Origin of the sequence: Providencia sp. PROV202, assembly GCF_028479565.1 — a bacterium.
Taxonomy (GTDB): Bacteria; Pseudomonadota; Gammaproteobacteria; order Enterobacterales; family Enterobacteriaceae; genus Providencia; species Providencia zhijiangensis.
Map to the genome: position 1 here is coordinate 232,975 of NZ_JAMPNV010000005.1, position 19,388 is coordinate 252,362.

The following is a 19,388-nucleotide window of genomic DNA, read 5'->3' on the forward strand; positions in this document are numbered from 1 at the left end:
GATATTTTTTCAACAAGAACATGATGAGCCTGTCAGAAATAAAACGACAAAAAACATCAGGGAATTTCTTTTTACTCTATTTCACAGGTGAACCTATGCTGTCATTTTTAACGCCAGCCACGGCAAAAAAACAAATTGCACCAGAAAAAGTTCCTGCCGCCTATAAACGCTATCGTGTTCAAGCACTGCTCAGCGTTTTCTTAGGCTATTTGGCTTACTATATTGTTCGTAACAACTTCACGCTCTCTACCCCGTATTTGAAAGAAAACTTAGATTTAAGTACGACTCAAATTGGTCTATTAACCAGCTGTATGCTAATTGCTTACGGGATCAGCAAAGGGGTGATGAGTAGCCTTGCCGATAAAGCTAGCCCAAAAGCATTTATGGCATTTGGTTTGATCCTGTGTGCCATCGTCAACTTCGGAATGGGGTTTAGTAACGCATTCTGGTTATTCGTTGGTTTTGTAGTGCTTAATGGTATGTTCCAAGGCATGGGTGTGGGTCCGTCATTTATCACCATTGCAAACTGGTTCCCGCGTCGTGAACGTGGTCGTATCGGTGCATTCTGGAATATTTCTCATAACGTGGGTGGAGGGATTGTTGCCCCAATCGTCGGTGCTGCTTTCGCCGTATTAGGAACAGAGCACTGGCAAAGTGCGAGTTACATGGTTCCCGCTTGTATTGCGATTTTATTTGCAGGGGTTGTGTTGGTATTAGGTAAAGGTTCCCCAAAACAAGAAGGTTTACCTGCACTTGACCAAATGATGCCAGAAGAAAAAGTGATCCTGACTTCGGCGCAAAAAGAGCAATCACCAGAGAATATGAGCGCCTTCCAAATTTTCTGTACCTATGTACTGAAAAATAAAAATGCGTGGTATATCTCTTTTGTTGACGTCTTTGTGTATATGGTGCGTTTTGGCGTGATCAGCTGGCTACCAATTTACCTGCTGACCGAGAAAAACTTCTCTAAAGATCAGATGAGCGTGGCATTTTTATTCTTCGAATGGGCGGCGATTCCATCCACTTTATTAGCGGGTTGGTTAACAGACAAACTGTTTAAAGGTCGTAGAATGCCGTTAGCTATTGTCTGTATGACACTGATTTTCTTCTGCCTCATCGGTTACTGGCAAAGCCAATCATTAGCTGTCGTCACCTTCTTTGCAGCAGTAGTTGGTTGCTTAATCTATGTGCCTCAGTTCTTAGCGTCAGTACAAACAATGGAAATCGTGCCAAGCTTCGCAGTTGGTTCAGCCGTCGGCTTACGTGGTTTTATGAGCTATATCCTTGGCGCAACTTTAGGTACTAGCTTATTTGGTTTCGTGGTTGACCGTATGGGCTGGCATGCCGGTTTCTATCTGCTGTTAGGAGGCATTGTTTGCTGCATTATCTTTTGTGTACTGTCTCACTTAGGTGCATTAGAACTTGAGCGTAACCGCCAATCGGTAATAGCAAAAGGCCAGTTAGCTAACGCGTAATCTCAGTCAGAATAAATAAGGTAGAGCGCAAGTATTTTGCTGAGCTCTACCTTTACTATTCATTGTTAATTACGAATTGGCGATAAATTGGTTTCGTAGTGTTTGTAACTCATCTCGCACTCGCGCCGCAGCTTCGAATTCCAAGTCTTGAGCATGCTTGTACATTTGTGCTTCAAGCTGAGAAATACGCTGCTCCAGCTCTTTCGTTGACATGGATTGGACATTAAGCAGAGATTCATCTTTGATGCTCTCTTTACCGCGCCCTTTCCCTTTACCACCCACTTTGTGACCAATCTGGAGGATATCCCCCACTTTCTTGTTCAAGCCTTTAGGCGTGATCCCATGGGCTTCATTAAACGCCATCTGTTTGGCACGACGTCGTTCTGTCTCAGCAATTGCTTTTTCCATGGAGTTAGTGATCCTATCCCCATACAAAATGGCTTTACCGTTCAAGTTACGCGCTGCACGACCGATGGTTTGGATCAGTGAACGCTCTGAACGTAAGAAACCTTCTTTATCAGCATCAAGGATAGCCACCAGCGAAACCTCTGGCATATCCAAACCTTCTCGCAATAAGTTGATCCCAACCAGTACATCAAACTCGCCGAGGCGTAAATCACGAATAATTTCGACACGCTCAACCGTATCAATATCCGAGTGCAAATAACGCACACGCTCCCCATGCTCTTCTAAATATTCGGTGAGATCTTCCGCCATGCGCTTGGTTAAGGTGGTGACCAGCACACGCTCCTGTTTCTGGACGCGAATACGAATTTCGGATAGCAAATCATCCACCTGCCTAGCCACCGGGCGTACTTCAATCAGCGGATCAAGCAGCCCTGTCGGTCTAACTACCTGCTCAATCACTTCCTGTCCTGATTTATCCAACTCGTAATTACCCGGTGTCGCAGAGACATAGATAGTTTGAGGCGCTAAAGCTTCAAATTCTTCAAAACGCATTGGGCGGTTATCAAGGGCAGAAGGCAGCCGGAAACCATACTCTACGAGAGTCTCTTTACGAGAACGGTCACCTTTATACATCGCACCAATTTGAGGGATGGTTACGTGAGACTCATCCACAACCAGCAATCCATCAGCGGGCAAATAATCAAATAATGTTGGTGGTGGCTCGCCCGGAGCACGACCCGAAAGATAACGTGAATAGTTTTCAATGCCGGAGCAGTAGCCCAGCTCATTCATCATTTCCAAATCAAATTGGGTGCGCTGAGTGATCCGCTGCTCTTCCAGTAGCTTATGATTCTCTAACAACACTTTTCGCCTATCAGCTAACTCGACTTTGATATTTTCCATCGCCTCAAGAATTCGTTCTCTTGGCGTCACATAGTGAGTTTTAGGGTACACGGTAAAGCGTGGTACTCGATGTTGAATAGCTCCGGTTAACGGGTCGAACAACGATAATCGCTCCACTTCGTCATCAAAAAGTTCAACTCTTAATGCATATTCATCAGATTCTGCAGGGAAGATATCGATCACTTCACCACGAACACGGAAAGTCCCTCGCGTAAACGCTTGGTCATTACGGGTATATTGCAAGTCTGCGAGGCGGCGCAAAATAGAGCGCTGGTCAATGATCATGCCGTCAGTCAAGTGCAGCATCATTTTCAAATAACTGTCCGGATCGCCCAACCCATAAATTGCAGAGACCGATGCCACTACAATAACATCACGGCGCTCAAGTAAAGCTTTGGTTGCAGACAAACGCATCTGCTCGATATGTTCGTTTACCGAAGCATCTTTCTCAATAAAGGTATCAGAGCTGGGAACATACGCTTCAGGCTGATAATAGTCGTAGTAAGAAACAAAATACTCCACTGCGTTCTCAGGAAAGAAGGCTTTCATTTCGCTGTAGAGTTGCGCAGCCAAGGTTTTGTTATGCGCCATCAACATCGTTGGGCGATTTTCTTGAGCGATAACGTTAGCAATTGTAAATGTTTTACCTGACCCCGTAACCCCTAACAAGGTTTGATGAGCAAGACCATCTTCTAACCCTTCTCTTAATTTACGAATCGCCTCAGGCTGATCGCCTCCCGGCTGAAAATCAGAATACAGTTTAAAATCCTTGCTCATAGTTATGCCTCTTTAATAATCTCTCGCCTATGATACTGGATAAAAAACCAGCTTCAAGTACTGGCGATAAATTTCCTTTTTATGAGGTTGAAATCTGTTTACGAAAATGTTATCCCCAAAATAAAACTTGACCTTTTCGAAAGTGGATATTTTATGCTTTTAGACTTTTTGGCTTTAACGCAAATCTAAATAGAACGCTTGCTTTTATTTAACTATTTGTATTTAAATGAAATTATATAAAAGCCCAGAATCACATCAAATAAAGGCAAAGCCGCTTGTCACCTAGCATCAGAATGGTTTTTGAATGTTAATTCACAAGGTTATCCACAGAAATAGTGGATAACTCTGGAAGCCCTTCCGCCTCATGCACTCCCGTAACATGCTCATTTTACGGTTTGGCGATAAAATGACAGAAATATGGCGAAATGGTGAAAGTGTTTTTACTCTCCATTCGCGACAAAAGAAAAATATTCTGTTTTTTTACGGAAACTACTTAGTATTTTCCCGATGAAACTTGACAAAAAAAGGATCATTAACGTTAAAAAAGATCGGCAAAAATAAGTCAAAGGCGTATTCCCGCCATACCTAATTGTATAGCGGGTTTATGACGATTTTTAAGGGATCTTAAAGGAAGGAAAGGTCTAAATATTGCCCTAAACAATCGGTAGATTGGCTTTCGATATGCGGGATGATCCCTAAGCATGGCGCACCTATCATACGCTTCAATGCAGTGAGATATTCTTGTTGATATGTGCCCGCAGGTTCCACTTCATTCGCAACCCAGCCAACTAAAGATAACCCAGAGGCTTTCACAGCTTGCGCGGTTAATACCGCATGGTTAATACATCCAAGCTTCACACCAACCACCAAAATCACGGGTAACTGCAGCTCAACCACCCAATCTGCATAGGTTTGTTCGGCAGATAATGGGGTATACCAGCCGCCAGCACCTTCCACTAGTACCCATTCAGCCTGCTTCTGTAACTGTTTTAGCCCTTGAGTCATCACAGAAAATTCAATGGGCTGACCCGTTTTTTCACTCACAATGTGTGGTGACGTTGGCGCTTCAAAAATGATGGGATTGATTTGCTCATAAGGCACGCTAATGCGGCTATTCGCTTGAAGCTGTAGTGCATCACTATTACGCAAACCTTGTGCCGTCATTTCGCTACCTGAAGCAACTGGCTTATACCCTACGGTTTTCAGCCCTTGCAGATTAGCCGCTTGTAACAATGCACAACTCGACATCGTTTTGCCGATTTCAGTATCGGTTCCGGTTACAAAATACGTTTTAGTCACGATAAATAATTCCAAATACAGTTTGATAGGTTAATGGCAGCCCTTTCTCGGTATTTGGGTATACCTCGATTAGTTGCTGCAAACGCTGACGTGTCATCAGCCCCGGTTGGCGACCAGCAGTTAAGTGAGTTGCGCCGATTCCCTTCACCGAATTAAGCAATTCAATGAGGTTAGAAAAATAGAGCGTATCCGCTTGTTGATAAAGTTGGCTACGCCACGCCTGACAGCTCTTAACAATCTTTGAGTAGGGTAAAAAACGGTTAACATGAGGGGAATCATCTAACGCTTTCCAAGCCACCGAGAGTTCACCAAGGGAGTGCTCCGCTAATGTGGTGAACCCGATAACGCCACCTGGCTTGGTCACACGATATAGCTCGCTTAGAACATGAGATAGATCATCGCACCACTGAATGGCTAAATTCGAAAATACCCAATCAAAACTGGCATCCTCAAAAGGAAGCGCGTCCATATCCCCACAGACATAACGGTGTGCCGCTTGCTTGTTTCGCGCGACATCTAGCATGCCGGCAGAGAGGTCAAGCGCCGTCACATGCGCTCCCCTCTGTTTGATAATTTGGCTAAAAAATCCTGTCCCACAGCCCGCATCTAATACCTGTAGAGAAAACATAGGCGTCTCTATTGTCTCGTGGCTTTCTAACAAGCCAAGCAGCCGCTTACCGCTATTTTGTTGATAGCTAGCCAGAGAATCATAGCGTGAGGCTGCACGCCCAAATGCGGAAGCTATCTTGGTTTTTTCTCGAATATTTCGCGATAAACTCGCCTCATCATGATACAAAGACAAACTCATTGAGAGCCTCCAATAATTTGTCGATATCGTCTTGCTGATGAGCGGCGCTTAATGTCATGCGTAATCTGGCACTCCCTGGAGGAACCGTTGGCGGTCTAATTGCTTGAACCCAAATGCCTTTCTCACGCAAGAATTGTGATAACTGCAAACTCTTTTCATTATCCCCGACAATCAGCGGTTGGATAGCCGTATTTGAATCCACCAACTGCATATCCGGTAAATTAAGCTGGCGCCTAAAATAGCGAATATTGCGCTGTAATTGAGCCCGTTCCTCGTCCGCTTGTTGAATTTTTTCTATCGCCGCCGAGATAGCGACGGCTTGAGCCGGAGGCATTGAGGTGCTGTAAATAAGATGGCGAGCCGCTTGAATTAAAAAGGCCGCAGTACGTTCATCACACAACACCGCAGCCCCGCTAACGCCAACGGCTTTACCAAACGTAGCCACAAGAATCTCGGGCTTAATACCGTATGCATCACAGCTACCACGCCCTTGTTGACCCCAGATCCCAAGTCCATGAGCATCATCGACCATTAACCATGCATCGTGGGCGTGAGCCAGTGTTTGCAGTTCATCAAGTGGCGCACTATCCCCATCCATGCTGAACACCCCTTCCGTCACCACTAACGTTTTCGCTTCATGGGGTTTACTAATTAACTTTTCGAGGGAATCAACGTTATTGTGACCAAAGCGCCGTAACTGGGCTTGGGAATGCATAGCCCCTTCTAACAAAGAAGCATGGCTGAGTTTATCAGCCAGAATACGGTCTTCCGCCATCATTAACGCAGTGATCACGGCATGGTTAGCGGCAAAGCCGGAGATAAACAAAATGGCACGTGGATAACCCAACCAATCAGCCAGTTTCTGCTCCGCTTGGTGATGAGCGCGAGTGAACCCCGTGATATGCCCAGAGCCACCACTTCCAACCCCATACTCTTGCGCACCTTGCTGCCAAGCACGGATAATGTCGGAGTGTTGGCTAAGCCCTAAATAATCATTCGACGAAAAATTCAGGTAGCTTTTGCCTTGAAAATGGAGTTCCCGCCCAGCGCTTTTTTCAATACATCTGCGCTCACGCCATGCAGAAGCGTCTTTACGCTTCTGCAATTGGCTATCGATAAACGATGCCCAGCCCATCAGACTGCCGCGTTATAAAATTGCGCATTGTCCGCGGTTAACAGCGTTTCTGCCAATTTAGCTGCTTGCAGATCTTCCGCGTCTTCCATTTCAATACGCTCAGGGTTGATATTCAGCTTTTTAAACAGCGCAATATCTTTATTTTCATCAGGGTTTGGCGTGGTTAACAGTTTGCAGCCATAGAAAACAGAGTTCGCACCCGCCATAAAGCACAACGCTTGGGTTTGCTCGTTCATATGCTCGCGCCCTGCGGATAAACGCACATAGGAGCTTGGCATCATAATCCGCGCTACAGCAATAGTACGAATAAAATCAAATGGATCGACATCGTCGTTATCTGCCATTGGCGTGCCTTCAACCTTCATCAACATATTGATAGGCACACTTTCTGGTGGTTTTGGTAAGTTCGCCAGCTGCACGAGTAATGCCGCACGGTCACTGACTTTTTCACCTAGGCCCAAAATGCCACCTGAACAGACTTTAATTCCCGCATTACGCACATTATCCAGCGTATCTAAACGGTCTTGGTAAGTTCGCGTGGTGATAATATTGCCGTAATATTCCGGTGAGGTATCAAGGTTATGGTTATAGTAATCCAACCCCGCATCCGCTAAGCGACCTGCTTGCGAATCATCAATCATCCCCAGCGTCATGCACGTTTCCATTCCTAGCGCTTTCACTTCCTTGACCATCATTTCAAGGTAAGGCATATCACGCTCTTTCGGATTACGCCATGCTGCGCCCATACAGAAACGCGTGGAACCCGCATTTTTGGCTTTTTTCGCCGATTCAACCACTTGCTGGACTTCCATCAAGCGCTCAGTTTCTAAGCCCGTTTTATACCGCGCACTTTGAGCGCAATACTTACAATCTTCAGGACATGCCCCTGTTTTGATAGATAGCAGCGTGCTCACTTGCACTTGTTGCGGGTCAAAATGTTGGCGATGTACTTGCTGTGCTTGAAATAGTAATTCGAAAAACGGCATTGAAAACAGTTCGTTAGCTTGTTTTATTGTCCACTGTTTTAGTTGGCTCACGGGAACTCTCCAGTTGAAAAAGTTGTTGCCAGTTTAAATATTGCGATTATCATGTCAACTAAATGATCTAAAAAAAGTTGACGAAAGATAATTATGGACAGCTGTGATATTGCTTTTGATGCCAAGCACATTTGGCATCCTTACACCTCAATGAGCCACCCTATTCCTGCCTACCCAATCGTTGCCGCAGAAGGTGCTGAGCTGATTATGGAAGATGGTAGAAGGCTGGTGGATGGAATGTCATCATGGTGGGCAACCATTCATGGCTATAATCACCCGGTACTCAATCAAGCGGTCACTGACCAACTGGCGAAAATGTCCCACGTGATGTTCGGGGGTATTACCCATCCCCCCGCCATTGCATTATGCAAACAACTGGTTGCCATCACCCCTGAGCCATTAGAGTGTGTTTTCCTTGCAGATTCTGGCTCCGTCGCCGTAGAAGTTTCCTTAAAAATGGCGCTACAATACTGGCAAGCTCGCGGTGAAAAGCGCCAGCGCATTCTCACTTTACGTCATGGTTATCATGGCGATACTTTTGGTGCGATGGCGGTGTGTGATCCTGACAACTCCATGCACGGTTTATACAAAGGTTATTTGCCGCCTCATATTTTTGTCGATGCGCCTCAATGTGGTTTCCATGATGAATGGAATGAAAATGATCTTCAGCCACTCAAGTGTCAACTTGCCGAGAATCATCAAGACATTGCCGCGATCATCCTAGAACCCATCGTTCAAGGTGCGGGCGGAATGCGTTTTTATCATCCTAATTACCTCAAAGGCGTTCGTGAGCTTTGTGACCATTACGGATTACTGCTCATTGCAGATGAAATCGCCACTGGCTTTGGTCGTACCGGAAAGTTATTTGCTTGCCAGCATGCGGAAATTTCACCTGATATCATGTGCCTAGGTAAAGGTTTGACGGGGGGATATATGACCCTCTCGGCCACCATTGCCACTCGCCATGTCGCGGAAACCATCAGTAATGGGGAAGCAGGCTGCTTTATGCACGGACCGACCTTTATGGGGAACCCATTGGCCTGCGCCGTTGCCAATGCCAGTTTGAAATTATTGCTAGAAAGCCCATGGCAAGAGACTGTTGCCAACATTGAGCAGCGACTGAAAACGGAGTTACTTCCCCTTGCCCGTTATTCCAGTGTTCAAAATGTTCGGGTGCTAGGCACTATTGGTGTGATTGAGATGAAACAACCAGTCAATACGGCCGAATTGCAGAAAATTTTTGTGGCTGAAGGGGTATGGGTACGCCCATTTGGTAAGCTTATTTATGTGATGCCGCCGTATATTATTACCCCAGAGCAGCTGAGTAAAATAACTCAAGCAATGGAAAAAGTGCTTACCGCGTAATGAAACCTGTCGCTGGGTTATTCACACAGCGGCAGGCTTATCAACAATTAACGGAATGTCACCCACATACAGCCCGCAGAGGCTTTATAACGCGCTAATTCAGTTAATTTTCCAGTGATAGAGTCAATCTCTGACACTGAAATATGATCGGATTTTTGTCCACTCGACACCAAGAAACGCCCTGATGGGTCAATATTAAAACCACGAGGCTGCGCTTGTGTTGGGTAGCGTCCGACTAAACTTAACTCGCGCCCATTCTCAGACACTTGATAGTGAGCTAAGTAACTTTCTGAGCGTTCACTCGCATATAAATGACGACCATTTGGCGTGATATGAATATCCGCCGCCCAACGCTGGCTCTGATTACCTGCAGGGTACAACGCTATATTCTGCATTTCACGGTAACGCGTAAATTTATGGTAAACGTTGATCGTGGAATCTAGTTCATTCAAGCAATAAATCACTTTTTCTTGAGGGTGTTGCGCTAAATGACGAGGGCCTGCTTTCGATGCTGTCGTGATTTGATCCGCTGTGGCTTCAGTTAAATAGCCATTTTCTGTCAGATCAAACAGGCGAATATGATCTTCGCCTAGGCATGGCACCCACAGCTGCTGATTATCAGCGTCCATATGGGATGAATGCGGATGGCGCAATCCTTCGATCACTTGAATTGGTGCTCCTGCAACCCCGTCACAGCCAATCGGTAATACCGCTAAATTGTGCTGGTGATAAGAAGGGACAAACAGGAATTTACCGCTATTATCCAGCGATAAATGCACAGGTTTTCCTGGTACGCAGGTTTGTGCTTTAAAACGTAATGTACCTTGAGGTTCAATATCATAGGTCACAACGCTCAAGTGAGGACCAACTCCGATATACAGATGCTTTTTATCGTGGCTCACCACCATTGGCTGTACTTGCCCTGGCGTACTCACGGTTTGCAGTAGTGAGAGTTCACCCACTTGATTCATCGCCCAAACGTGAATTTGTTGGGTTTCTGGGCTGGCAACATAAACAACCTGATCCATCCTGACTCCTTGATTGATAGTAAAATCATCGAATGAAATGATTGACTGACTATACCGAAAAAAAATCAAATTGCCGCTAAAAAACCAAATTACGGCTAAAAACCCAATAACCACTAAAAACCAGCTCCGCACAGTTTAGTGTATAAACACTAATCAACTTCAGTTATCATAAAGCCCTAAAATGAATCCGAAAAAAATCATATGGAGTCGTTTATGTCATACCGTGTTATTGCCCTTGATCTCGATGGAACGCTACTTGATCACCAGAAAAAAATTCTGCCCGAATCTTTAGAAGTCCTGAATGAAGCCCGTCGACAAGGGGTAAAAGTCATCATTGTGACAGGTCGCCACCATGTGGCCATTCATCCGTTTTATCAGACACTTGACTTAGATACCCCTGCAATTTGCTGTAACGGTACCTATCTGTATGACTATTTAGGTAAAAAAGTCCTTAAATCCAACCCAATGACGGTGGATTCCGCTGCTTTACTGATTGAAAAACTGCGCGGCTCTGATATTCAACATTTAATGTATGTTGATAATGCGATGCTGTATCACACGAAAACTGAAGGTGTGACGCGGACATTAAATTGGGCGCAATCTTTACCTCAGCACCAGCGCCCAACTTTCGAATTTATCGAAGATTTCGCTCATGCACTCAACCAATATGAGTACATTTGGAAATTCGCTGTCACCTCACCAGACCATCAACGCCTGCACGATATTGTTCGTGAAATTGAATCAGAATTAGACTTGGATTGCGAATGGTCGTGGGAAGATCAGGTGGATGTGGGTCGCAAAGGCAATAGCAAAGGTCAGCGCCTGAAAGAATGGGTCGAAGCCCAAGGTATGAGTATGAATGATGTGGTTGCTTTCGGCGATAATTTCAATGATTTAAGTATGCTAACAACCGCAGGCCTCGGGGTTGCTATGGGCAACGCCGTTGATGAAATCAAACAGCAAGCGAAGCTAGTCACTCGCGTGAATACCGAACCGGGTATCGCCGAAGTGATCCGTAAATATGTTTTGTAAGAAGTACTGTCGCATAGATAAATACATAACTCAGAGCAGGCTCTAAGTTATTCGCATTGCAGCTAGGCGACAAATTCACTCATCCCTAGGAGCATACACAAGTATGTGACTAGGGTGAGTTAATGAAGGCAACAACGCTGCGGTGTGAAGAACAACGAGCCTTTAGAATGTTTTAGAAAGGGATGCCGACTTAACCTGCGCAAACACCTTCCGTCCTTTACGAATCGAAAGTTCATCCCTAGCCCAGCGCGTGATCCTTGCCCATAAATAGTGCTCATCCCCCAAATCTAACTTCACATCCACTTGCTCGCCATCCTCTATCCATTCCACCACTTCCGCAGAAAGAATATTACGAATACTGCTCACTGAAGGTTTTTCAAGCACTAACGAGACATCAGAGGCATCAATGCGTAACCGCAACGCACTGTTTTTATCTACATCGACGCGGGGGATCCACAACTTTTGATTGCCAACCATTACCGCCGTCATCTGATAATCAGGGTGCTGGCTATGCACTTCCACACTCAACACGCTACTCAAGGTTTCTTGCTGTAACCAAGGGCGCAATGCGCTACTTGCCCATACCTCTTCTAGGGGGCCAAACGCCTTCACTTTACCTTGCGCCATGACGATAACTTTATCCGCCAAACGCAGGATTTCATCGAGGCTATGACTGACATACAAAATCGGGATTTTAACGTCTTGGGAGAGCTTTTCTAAGTAAGGCAATAATTCACGCTTGCGAGGAAGATCAAGAGAAGCTAATGGCTCGTCCATCAGCAAAATTTCAGGCGCTGTTAATAATGCGCGCCCAATTGCCACTCGCTGTTTTTCCCCACCGGATAGGGTCATTGGGAAACGATTTAGTAATTTTTCAATCCCCAACAATTCAACGATATCGTCGAATCGCTCTTTCATTTGCGGCGCCATACCGTAACGTAAATTACTTTTTACGCGGTAGTGGGGAAATAACCGAGCATCTTGGAAAACATAGCCAATATGGCGCTTTTCAGGGGGCAAGCAGATCCCTTTTTCGATATCCACCAGCGTGCGTCCATTTAGAACGATACGCCCTTTATTTGGCTTAGTTAATCCGCCTATCACGTTGATTAGTGATGTTTTTCCCGCACCGGATAATCCAAAAACTGCCGTGATGCTCTCCGTGGGTAACTGGGTATTCACTTCCATTTGTAAATCACCCAATCTTTGAGCGAAATTTAGTTCTAACATATTAGTCTACCCCCAGACGCTTCTTGCCCCAACGGGTCAGCCATTCTGAAATTAATAACGAAATTAAGGCTAAGACAATCGCAATAATACACAGACGCGCCGCATCAGTTTCTGCTCCCGGCGTTTCTATCAACGTATACATAGCAAGTGGGATTGTCTGAGTTTCCCCTGGAATATTAGACACAAACGTAATAGTTGCCCCAAATTCGCCAAGAGAACGTGCAAACGCTAAAACCGTACCGACGATAATTCCCGGTAACGATAATGGAATGGTGATCGTGAAAAAAACTCTTAATGGGCTCGCACCAAGGGTTCGTGCGGCTTGTTCCAGCTTTTTATCTACGGCTTCTAGCGCTAAGCGTATCGCTCTCACCATTAATGGAAATGCGACCACCGCCGATGCTAATGCAGCACCTCGCCAACTGAATGTAAAACTGAAACCAAACCAGTCATACAGCCATTCGCCAATAAATCCTCGCTTACCCATACTGACGAGAAGCAAATACCCCACTACCACTGGCGGTAGCACCAGTGGTAAGTGGATAATACTGTCGAGCAATGTTTTGCCAGGAAAATGGCAGCGGACTAATACCCAAGCCATCAAAATACCAAACGGTAAGCTAAATAGCACCGCCACGCTGGAAACTTTTAAACTGAGGTAAATCGCTTCCCATTCATAAGGACTTAACATCTGCAACGATATGATCTCTTAATTATTTTTGATTTGGAGTGAAGCCGTAACGCTTGAATATTTCTGAAGCCGCGGGGGTTTTCAGGTATTCATAGTAGTCACGGGTCGCTTTATTATCCTGATCTTTCACAATTCCCATTGGATATTCAACAGGTTTATGAGTGTCAGCAGGGAAAATACCCACTACTTTTACTTTTTGGCTTGCAACAGCATCAGAGCCGTACACAATACCTAATGGTGCTTCTTGACGCTCAACTAGCGCCATGCCGCTACGTACGTTGTTAGTACGAGCTAATAATGGGTCAACTGTTTCCCAAGCCCCTAAATAGGTCAATGCTTCTTTCGCATAGATCCCAACAGGAACGTGGTCAGGGTCACCGACTGCTAAACGGCCACCATCTAACAGTTTTTTCCAATCGGTCTGTTTGTTAATTTCCACTTTATCGATTTTTGAATCTTTCGGTGCAATCAACACTAACTCGTTACCTAATAAAGTATAACGGGTATCTTTAACCATCAGATTTTTATCAATCGCAAAGTCCATCCACTGCTGGTCAGCAGAGATAAACATGTTTGCCGGTGCACCTTGCTCAATCTGGCGAGCCAGCGTTGAAGAAGAAGCATAAGAAGCCACCACTTCAACATTCGTTTCTTTCTTATATTGTTCTGAAATTTCATTCAGTGCATTAGTCAGTGACGCTGCTGCAAACACGGTAATTTTTTCAGCCGCGAAGCTATTACCTGCCATAGTCAGTGTTAACGTGGCACCCGCAACCAGAGATATCAAACCTTTTTTCATGTTAATCCACCATTGTATTATTTAACACGCTATATATATCAAGATACAGCGTTAACTTAAAGTCAAACAATACATAAAGGTGTGCTAGCTCAAGAACTCATCCACTTTTTCTCAATGGGATACTTATCATGCTCATTACACCGCAGGATTTTTGGGTCTGAGCATCATCGCTTTTATATAGCCTTACATATATTTCCTTTGTAATTTTATCGGCACAAATCATTTACATTTGAATGTTTAATTCAATTTTTTTGCCATGCGTCATGAAAAAAGGAAAAGGTATGATTCCCACACAGGTAGTACGTGCTCCAACCCAAAATAATTACATAAGCGGATTAACGACCAAACAATTTAATCGATTATTTGATGAAGAGGTCAATCCAGAAACGTTGGATGTTTTGGGAAAACAGGCCGGAAATGGAAATTTAAACAGCATTGAGTTACTGCACAATATCGCCCTACGCCAAGACCCTTCAGGAAAAAAAGCCGAAAATATCCTATTCGATTTATTCAGTGGTAAACAGCCAGCAAAGAAAGGGATTGATAAGGAAATCCAGAAAACCAGTGAGGCGTTATACCAATTATTTAACGACAAAAAACTTGCAAACCACTTTGACGATTCAAAGCTAAAAAAACCGTCTAAGCTCCTCTATATTATTGGTTCATCCATAAAGAATCTCATGGATAAGATTAGGTTAAGCTCCTTGTTATTCAAAGATGATAAAACTGGATCAACACTTTGGGATACAAATAGAATGGTCACCAGCGATGAAATTAATTCAGCGAATAAAGTCCTCAACGCCTTACCATCTAATGTAACCATCAATAGCGCAATGCCTCTTACTCTAAGTGGGTTAGATTTTTTGAAGGAAAATATTGAACAAAAAGAGAAAAATTCGCAGGGATTGAATCAACTTGAATTATTCCCCATCAATGTCCACGAACATTGGATTTTTCTTGCACTTTATCGAGATCAATTGACACAGAAAACCGATAGTGTGGTATTCAATTCATTCACTGAACTCACGCCCGAAATTCGTGAACAACTCATGGATGCCGCTCAAGTTGTTGGGGCTGGTGATAATATGACCTTTATTGATGGGGATATTCAACAATACGTGCCAAATGGTTGTGGGCTATTTGTTCTTGAAGCAATCAAAAAATTAACTGAGAACACACAACAAGATCCAATAGAGATCCTCAAAGCATTCCATGAAGATTTCCCAGAAAAATCCATTGAAGAACAGCAGCAATTTAATATTCAGAACCGCAGGGAACTGTTTTCAAACTACTACGATGATCAACATCATTTATTTTAAAGCGCTTTTCTAAAACGAAAAGCCCCTTGACTGCATGCACAATCAAGGGGCTAGGATTAATTCGAGCTAAGCTCGCTATGTATTACTTATTTTCAGTATTATGGTGATGCGGAACATGCGCTTTAGACAATAGGTTAAAGAATGAACCTAAGCCATAGATCAGACCCATGATCAATACCATTACAACCGGAACCATTAACAGGGCAAAGCCCAAACTTTTGATAAGTTCTAACATCTAAGCCTCTTCAGTGATACTGTGCTCACCAGCATTCTGATACGCTGACGAGGGAAAAATCGATATAACAAAAATAATAACGCACAATAGCATTATATTGCATACTATTTTAGACAAATTATTATACTAGCAAGATACTAAACGTGCTTTTTGCCTTTGCCGCCACAATCCTAGCAGGGAGATCTTAACAATGCAGGCCGAAATCTTACTTACATTGAAGCTACAGGGAAGTTTATTTGCCGACCCTCGCCGAATTGCTCTACTAAAACAAATAAAAGCAACAGGGTCAATTAGCCAAGGTGCTAAACTTGCGGGGATCAGCTATAAAAGTGCGTGGGATGCCATCAATGAAATGAACCAACTCACCGATGACATTCTGTTAGATAGATCAACCGGAGGCAAAGGTGGTGGCGGAACCACGCTCACCCAGTACGGGGAAAGATTAATCCAGCTCTATGATTTACTGGGGCAAATTCAACAAAAAGCTTTTGATGTGCTCAAAGATGATAGCCTTCCCCTTGATAGCCTGCTCGCTGCAATTTCTCGTTTTTCATTGCAAACCAGTGCCCGCAACCAGTTTTTCGGCACTCTGATTGCACGAGATCACAACCATGTTTTACAGCACGTTCAAGTAAAACTGGCCGACAAGAAAACCGTCATTAACGCCGCACTCACCGAATCTAGCGCTAACCGCCTTGGCTTAGTTGAAGGGAAAGAAGTCCTCGCCTTGATTAAAGCACCATGGGTAAAACTGACCAAGAAACCAAGCGAAACCCATTTTGATAATCAACTCTCAGGCACCGTTTCAACCCTCGAAAGAGGCCCTGAAAACAGCGAAATCCTTGTCACTTTAGCGGGTGGAGAAACACTCTGCTCCACCTTATCAAATCAAGAAGTTGATGCGTTAAAGCTGGCGATTAACGACTCAATTACAGCATTATTTAATGCTGACCAAGTGATTATCGCTACACTTTGCTAGATTTTTAGGGGTTAACGCCCCTAATATTGCCCCTGATTCACTATTTTTTAGCTTCCTCCCATGTCAGCTTATTGACTTTACTTGTAAACCTGATTATTTGTGGTAGCAGGCAGGTCAATGATAAGGAAGCTAAATGAGCTCGATAACAATACAAAATGGGTGCTTTAAACTGAGCGAAACCCAAACGCTCGATATTCCTCATCTCGAAATCCATTCGGGTGAAAGCTGGGCTTTTATTGGTGCCAATGGTAGCGGAAAGTCATCGCTAGCACGCGTACTCTCTGGGGAGTTGCAATCCCTTTCCGGTATCACCCAAAGCGGCTTCAAATCCCCTATTCGCCTCTCTTTTGAGCAGCTACAAAAAATCATCGCAGAAGAGTGGCAACGTAATAACACCGACTTACTCAGTGACGATGAAGAAGATACTGGCTTTACTGCCGCGGAGATTATTCAACTTCATCATAAAGATAATGAATTGTGCTTAGAGCTTGCGGCTAAATTTGGTATCAGCGATTTGCTATCACGTCGCTTTAAATACCTGTCCACGGGGGAAACTCGCAAAGTCCTACTGTGCCAGACGTTGATGGGATCTCCAGATTTACTGATCCTCGATGAACCCTTTGATGGCTTAGATATTTATTCACGAAGCAACCTTAGCGAACTGCTCTTTAGCCTGCATGATAAAGGACTCACCGTCGTATTGGTGCTCAACCGCTTTGATGCGATCCCCGATTTTGTTGAGCACATTGGTGTTGTCGCTGACTGTAAACTCACGCTAAGTGGCGATAGAGAGTCAGTGCTTGCTAACACGCTGATCCACCAGCTACAGCACAGCGAAAAAATCAAGCAACTCACTATTCCTGAACAAGAAGACCCAACTCTTGAAGAGACGCTTGATAAAGAGACACCACGTATTGTTTTAAATAATGGCGTCGTTAGCTACAACGATAAACCCATTTTGCATGGGCTAAGCTGGCAAGTTAATCCCGGAGAACACTGGCAGATCATTGGTGAAAATGGTGCAGGTAAATCCACACTATTAAGCCTGATCACCGGAGACCATCCTCAAGGTTATAGTAATGATTTAACCTTGTTTGGACGCCGTCGCGGCAGCGGAGAAACGATTTGGGATATTAAGCGCCACATTGGCTATGTCAGTAACAGTATTCATCAAGAATATCGTGTGGCAACCAGTGTACTCAACGTAATTATTTCCGGTTTCCATGACTCCATTGGTCTGTATCAAACACCTTCAGACCGCCAAGTTCAGTTAGCTTATGAATGGCTAGCACTACTTGGATTTGCGCCACAAACGGCTCAACAACCATTTCATAGCTTATCGTGGGGTCAACAGCGATTAATTCTGATTGCTCGCGCTTTGGTTAAACACCCTACCATGCTTATTTTGGATGAACCTCTTCAAGGGCTTGATGGGCTAAATCGCCTGCTGGTTCTGCGTTTTATCGATATTATGCTTAGCCGAGGAAATACTCAGCTATTGTTTGTTTCACATCACCAAGAAGATGCTCCATCGTGCATTACCCATCGACTGAAATTTGTTCCTGATGGGGATAAATACCACTACGATATTGAAGTCGTATCAGAACTATAACCCCGTTATCTTGCTGGTAAGTATTTACTTACCAGCATCATTTATTGCCGCTTATCAAATTCCCCAATAAATTAATCCAGCACATATTATTATTGAATTTTTCACTTGCTGTATCGATTCACTTAGGGTTAAATCTATGCCATACCTTCTGATTTACTGAGCCAGTGACACGGTGTTAAAACACCTAATAAACTAAATCGTTTCGCCTAAACTTAAGTTAAATTAAAATTACTAATCCCTAGATATTATTGATTTTTTTGACTTAAAACTGAGAAAACGTCATGTTGTCACTAGCGTTCGGGGCGACTATCCCTATAATGTAGGTCAGCAATAATTCATTTCTAATTTGAATGTACTGATAGGAGTTTTAGCTATGGCTGTAACTAAACTGGTTTTAGTAAGACACGGTGAGAGTGAGTGGAACAAAGAAAACCGCTTCACCGGTTGGACTGATGTAGAACTGTCAGAAAAAGGTCGTGAAGAAGCCAAAAATGCAGGTCAACTGCTGAAAAAAGAAGGCTTTGTTTTTGATTTCGCTTATACCTCCGTTCTAAAACGTGCTATCCACACCTTATGGAACATTCTGGATCAAGTTGAACAGCAATGGCTGCCAGTTGAAAAAAGCTGGAAACTAAACGAGCGTCACTACGGTGCACTGCAAGGTTTAGATAAATCAGAAACTGCTGCAAAATACGGTGATGAGCAAGTAAAACTGTGGCGTCGTGGTTTTGCTATCACTCCACCAGACCTGACTAAAGATGATGAGCGTTTCCCTGGTCATGACCCACGTTACGCAAACTTGAAACCATCTGAACTGCCAGTCACTGAAAGCTTAGCAACCACTATCGACCGTGTTGTTCCTTACTGGGAAGAAGTGATTAAACCACGTGTTGAAAAAGGCGAGAAAGTGATCATCGCAGCTCACGGTAACTCACTGCGTGCACTGGTTAAATACTTGGACAACATGGGCGAAGAAGAGATTCTGAACCTGAACATCCCAACAGCAGTGCCACTGGTTTATGAGTTCGATGAAAACATGAAACCAATCAAACACTACTACTTGGGTAACCAAGATGAAATCGCAGCAAAACAAGCCGCGGTTGCAAACCAAGGTAAAGCGAAGTAATTACTAACTTTTCTTTATGCCTATTGAGGGTTAAGCCAATGGCTTAACCCTTTTTTATTGGCATTTTTCTTTATTTTTCGAGTTTGATTATAAAATCCATCACCTCGGAGTGTCGAAAATACCGATAACC

General features: G+C 44.1%; 17 protein-coding genes. 7 read left to right on the forward strand and 10 right to left on the reverse strand.

Annotation, left to right across the window (positions count from 1 at the left end; genetic code table 11):
* The first annotated feature begins 95 nt into the window (after positions 1-95).
* Positions 96-1,475, forward strand: coding sequence for a phosphoglycerate transporter PgtP (gene pgtP, locus PR799_RS03885; protein ID WP_132494322.1), 1,380 nt, complete (start codon positions 96-98; stop codon positions 1,473-1,475).
* Positions 1,476-1,544: 69 nt separating this feature from the next.
* Here pgtP and uvrB read toward each other — a convergent pair whose 3' ends face one another.
* The 5 genes from uvrB to bioB form a co-directional block, all read right to left on the reverse strand.
* Positions 1,545-3,563: an excinuclease ABC subunit UvrB gene (gene uvrB / locus PR799_RS03890; RefSeq protein ID WP_272521296.1), complete on the reverse strand. Its 2,019-nt coding sequence runs from the start codon at positions 3,561-3,563 to the stop codon at positions 1,545-1,547.
* 624 nt (positions 3,564-4,187) lie between these two features.
* The gene (gene bioD, locus PR799_RS03895; RefSeq protein ID WP_272521297.1) at positions 4,188-4,862 is read right to left on the reverse strand and encodes a dethiobiotin synthase; all 675 of its coding nucleotides are present in this window, start codon (positions 4,860-4,862) and stop codon (positions 4,188-4,190) included.
* Entirely contained in the window at positions 4,855-5,670 is an 816-nt protein-coding gene (bioC, locus tag PR799_RS03900; protein ID WP_272521298.1) for a malonyl-ACP O-methyltransferase BioC, read from the reverse strand. Before bioC ends, bioD begins: the two co-directional genes overlap by 8 nt.
* Entirely contained in the window at positions 5,648-6,805 is a 1,158-nt protein-coding gene (bioF, locus tag PR799_RS03905) for an 8-amino-7-oxononanoate synthase (RefSeq protein WP_272521299.1), read from the reverse strand. Before bioF ends, bioC begins: the two co-directional genes overlap by 23 nt.
* Positions 6,805-7,842 (reverse strand): biotin synthase BioB, encoded by a 1,038-nt coding sequence (gene bioB / locus PR799_RS03910; protein WP_272521300.1) that lies wholly within the window; start codon positions 7,840-7,842, stop codon positions 6,805-6,807. Before bioB ends, bioF begins: the two co-directional genes overlap by 1 nt.
* 93 nt (positions 7,843-7,935) lie before the next feature.
* Between bioB and bioA the strand changes: the two genes are divergently transcribed.
* Positions 7,936-9,207 carry an adenosylmethionine--8-amino-7-oxononanoate transaminase gene (bioA, locus tag PR799_RS03915; protein WP_272521301.1) on the forward strand — a complete coding sequence of 424 codons (1,272 nt, stop codon included), beginning with the start codon at positions 7,936-7,938 and terminating at the stop codon, positions 9,205-9,207.
* 47 nt (positions 9,208-9,254) lie between these two features.
* On the opposite strand, the gene pgl is transcribed toward bioA, so the two are convergent.
* The gene (gene pgl, locus PR799_RS03920) at positions 9,255-10,235 is read right to left on the reverse strand and encodes a 6-phosphogluconolactonase (protein WP_272521302.1); all 981 of its coding nucleotides are present in this window, start codon (positions 10,233-10,235) and stop codon (positions 9,255-9,257) included.
* Positions 10,236-10,448: 213 nt separating this feature from the next.
* Between pgl and PR799_RS03925 the strand changes: the two genes are divergently transcribed.
* Positions 10,449-11,267, forward strand: a complete 819-nt coding sequence (locus PR799_RS03925) for a pyridoxal phosphatase (protein WP_154628661.1) — start codon at positions 10,449-10,451, stop codon at positions 11,265-11,267.
* 162 nt (positions 11,268-11,429) lie between these two features.
* Here the strand turns inward: PR799_RS03925 and modC are convergent, their stop codons facing one another.
* Genes modC through modA form a run of 3 tightly spaced genes read right to left on the reverse strand, consistent with a single transcriptional unit; the run spans position 11,430 to position 13,987 of the window.
* Positions 11,430-12,497 carry a molybdenum ABC transporter ATP-binding protein ModC gene (gene modC / locus PR799_RS03930; RefSeq protein ID WP_154628663.1) on the reverse strand — a complete coding sequence of 356 codons (1,068 nt, stop codon included), beginning with the start codon at positions 12,495-12,497 and terminating at the stop codon, positions 11,430-11,432.
* A gap of 1 nt (position 12,498) precedes the next feature.
* Positions 12,499-13,188 carry a molybdate ABC transporter permease subunit gene (gene modB / locus PR799_RS03935; protein ID WP_272521327.1) on the reverse strand — a complete coding sequence of 230 codons (690 nt, stop codon included), beginning with the start codon at positions 13,186-13,188 and terminating at the stop codon, positions 12,499-12,501.
* Positions 13,189-13,210: 22 nt separating this feature from the next.
* Entirely contained in the window at positions 13,211-13,987 is a 777-nt protein-coding gene (gene modA, locus PR799_RS03940) for a molybdate ABC transporter substrate-binding protein (RefSeq protein ID WP_036950547.1), read from the reverse strand.
* Positions 13,988-14,250: 263 nt separating this feature from the next.
* Between modA and PR799_RS03945 the strand changes: the two genes are divergently transcribed.
* A complete protein-coding gene (locus PR799_RS03945) occupies positions 14,251-15,306 on the forward strand; it encodes an ElaD/SseL family deubiquitinase (protein WP_272521303.1) in 1,056 nt (351 codons plus the stop codon).
* Positions 15,307-15,388: 82 nt separating this feature from the next.
* Here the strand turns inward: PR799_RS03945 and PR799_RS03950 are convergent, their stop codons facing one another.
* Positions 15,389-15,541 (reverse strand): AcrZ family multidrug efflux pump-associated protein, encoded by a 153-nt coding sequence (locus tag PR799_RS03950; RefSeq protein ID WP_036950553.1) that lies wholly within the window; start codon positions 15,539-15,541, stop codon positions 15,389-15,391.
* Between the two features lie 190 nt (positions 15,542-15,731).
* Between PR799_RS03950 and modE the strand changes: the two genes are divergently transcribed.
* The 3 genes from modE to gpmA all read left to right on the forward strand — a co-directional run bounded on the left by modE (position 15,732) and on the right by gpmA (position 19,258).
* Positions 15,732-16,520 (forward strand): molybdenum-dependent transcriptional regulator, encoded by a 789-nt coding sequence (modE, locus tag PR799_RS03955; protein WP_272521304.1) that lies wholly within the window; start codon positions 15,732-15,734, stop codon positions 16,518-16,520.
* A gap of 133 nt (positions 16,521-16,653) precedes the next feature.
* A complete protein-coding gene (gene modF / locus PR799_RS03960; RefSeq protein ID WP_272521305.1) occupies positions 16,654-18,132 on the forward strand; it encodes a molybdate ABC transporter ATP-binding protein ModF in 1,479 nt (492 codons plus the stop codon).
* Between the two features lie 373 nt (positions 18,133-18,505).
* On the forward strand, positions 18,506-19,258 hold the full coding sequence (gpmA, locus tag PR799_RS03965) for a 2,3-diphosphoglycerate-dependent phosphoglycerate mutase (RefSeq protein ID WP_006660200.1): 753 nt from the start codon (positions 18,506-18,508) through the stop codon (positions 19,256-19,258).
* Positions 19,259-19,388: the final 130 nt, after the last annotated feature.

Bases quoted from the DNA above. Each gene is read 5' to 3' on its own strand.
- modC (WP_154628663.1), bottom strand. From the start codon at position 12,497: ATGTTAGAACTAAATTTCGCTCAAAGATTGGGTGATTTACAAATGGAA.
- gpmA (WP_006660200.1), top strand. From the start codon at position 18,506: ATGGCTGTAACTAAACTGGTTTTAGTAAGACACGGTGAGAGTGAGTGG.
- PR799_RS03925 (WP_154628661.1), top strand. From the start codon at position 10,449: ATGTCATACCGTGTTATTGCCCTTGATCTCGATGGAACGCTACTTGAT.
- bioA (WP_272521301.1), top strand. From the start codon at position 7,936: ATGGACAGCTGTGATATTGCTTTTGATGCCAAGCACATTTGGCATCCT.
- pgtP (WP_132494322.1), top strand. From the start codon at position 96: ATGCTGTCATTTTTAACGCCAGCCACGGCAAAAAAACAAATTGCACCA.
- PR799_RS03945 (WP_272521303.1), top strand. From the start codon at position 14,251: ATGAAAAAAGGAAAAGGTATGATTCCCACACAGGTAGTACGTGCTCCA.
- pgl (WP_272521302.1), bottom strand. From the start codon at position 10,235: ATGGATCAGGTTGTTTATGTTGCCAGCCCAGAAACCCAACAAATTCAC.
- modF (WP_272521305.1), top strand. From the start codon at position 16,654: ATGAGCTCGATAACAATACAAAATGGGTGCTTTAAACTGAGCGAAACC.
- PR799_RS03950 (WP_036950553.1), bottom strand. From the start codon at position 15,541: ATGTTAGAACTTATCAAAAGTTTGGGCTTTGCCCTGTTAATGGTTCCG.
- bioC (WP_272521298.1), bottom strand. From the start codon at position 5,670: ATGAGTTTGTCTTTGTATCATGATGAGGCGAGTTTATCGCGAAATATT.
- uvrB (WP_272521296.1), bottom strand. From the start codon at position 3,563: ATGAGCAAGGATTTTAAACTGTATTCTGATTTTCAGCCGGGAGGCGAT.
- modB (WP_272521327.1), bottom strand. From the start codon at position 13,188: ATGTTAAGTCCTTATGAATGGGAAGCGATTTACCTCAGTTTAAAAGTT.
- bioF (WP_272521299.1), bottom strand. From the start codon at position 6,805: ATGGGCTGGGCATCGTTTATCGATAGCCAATTGCAGAAGCGTAAAGAC.
- modE (WP_272521304.1), top strand. From the start codon at position 15,732: ATGCAGGCCGAAATCTTACTTACATTGAAGCTACAGGGAAGTTTATTT.
- modA (WP_036950547.1), bottom strand. From the start codon at position 13,987: ATGAAAAAAGGTTTGATATCTCTGGTTGCGGGTGCCACGTTAACACTG.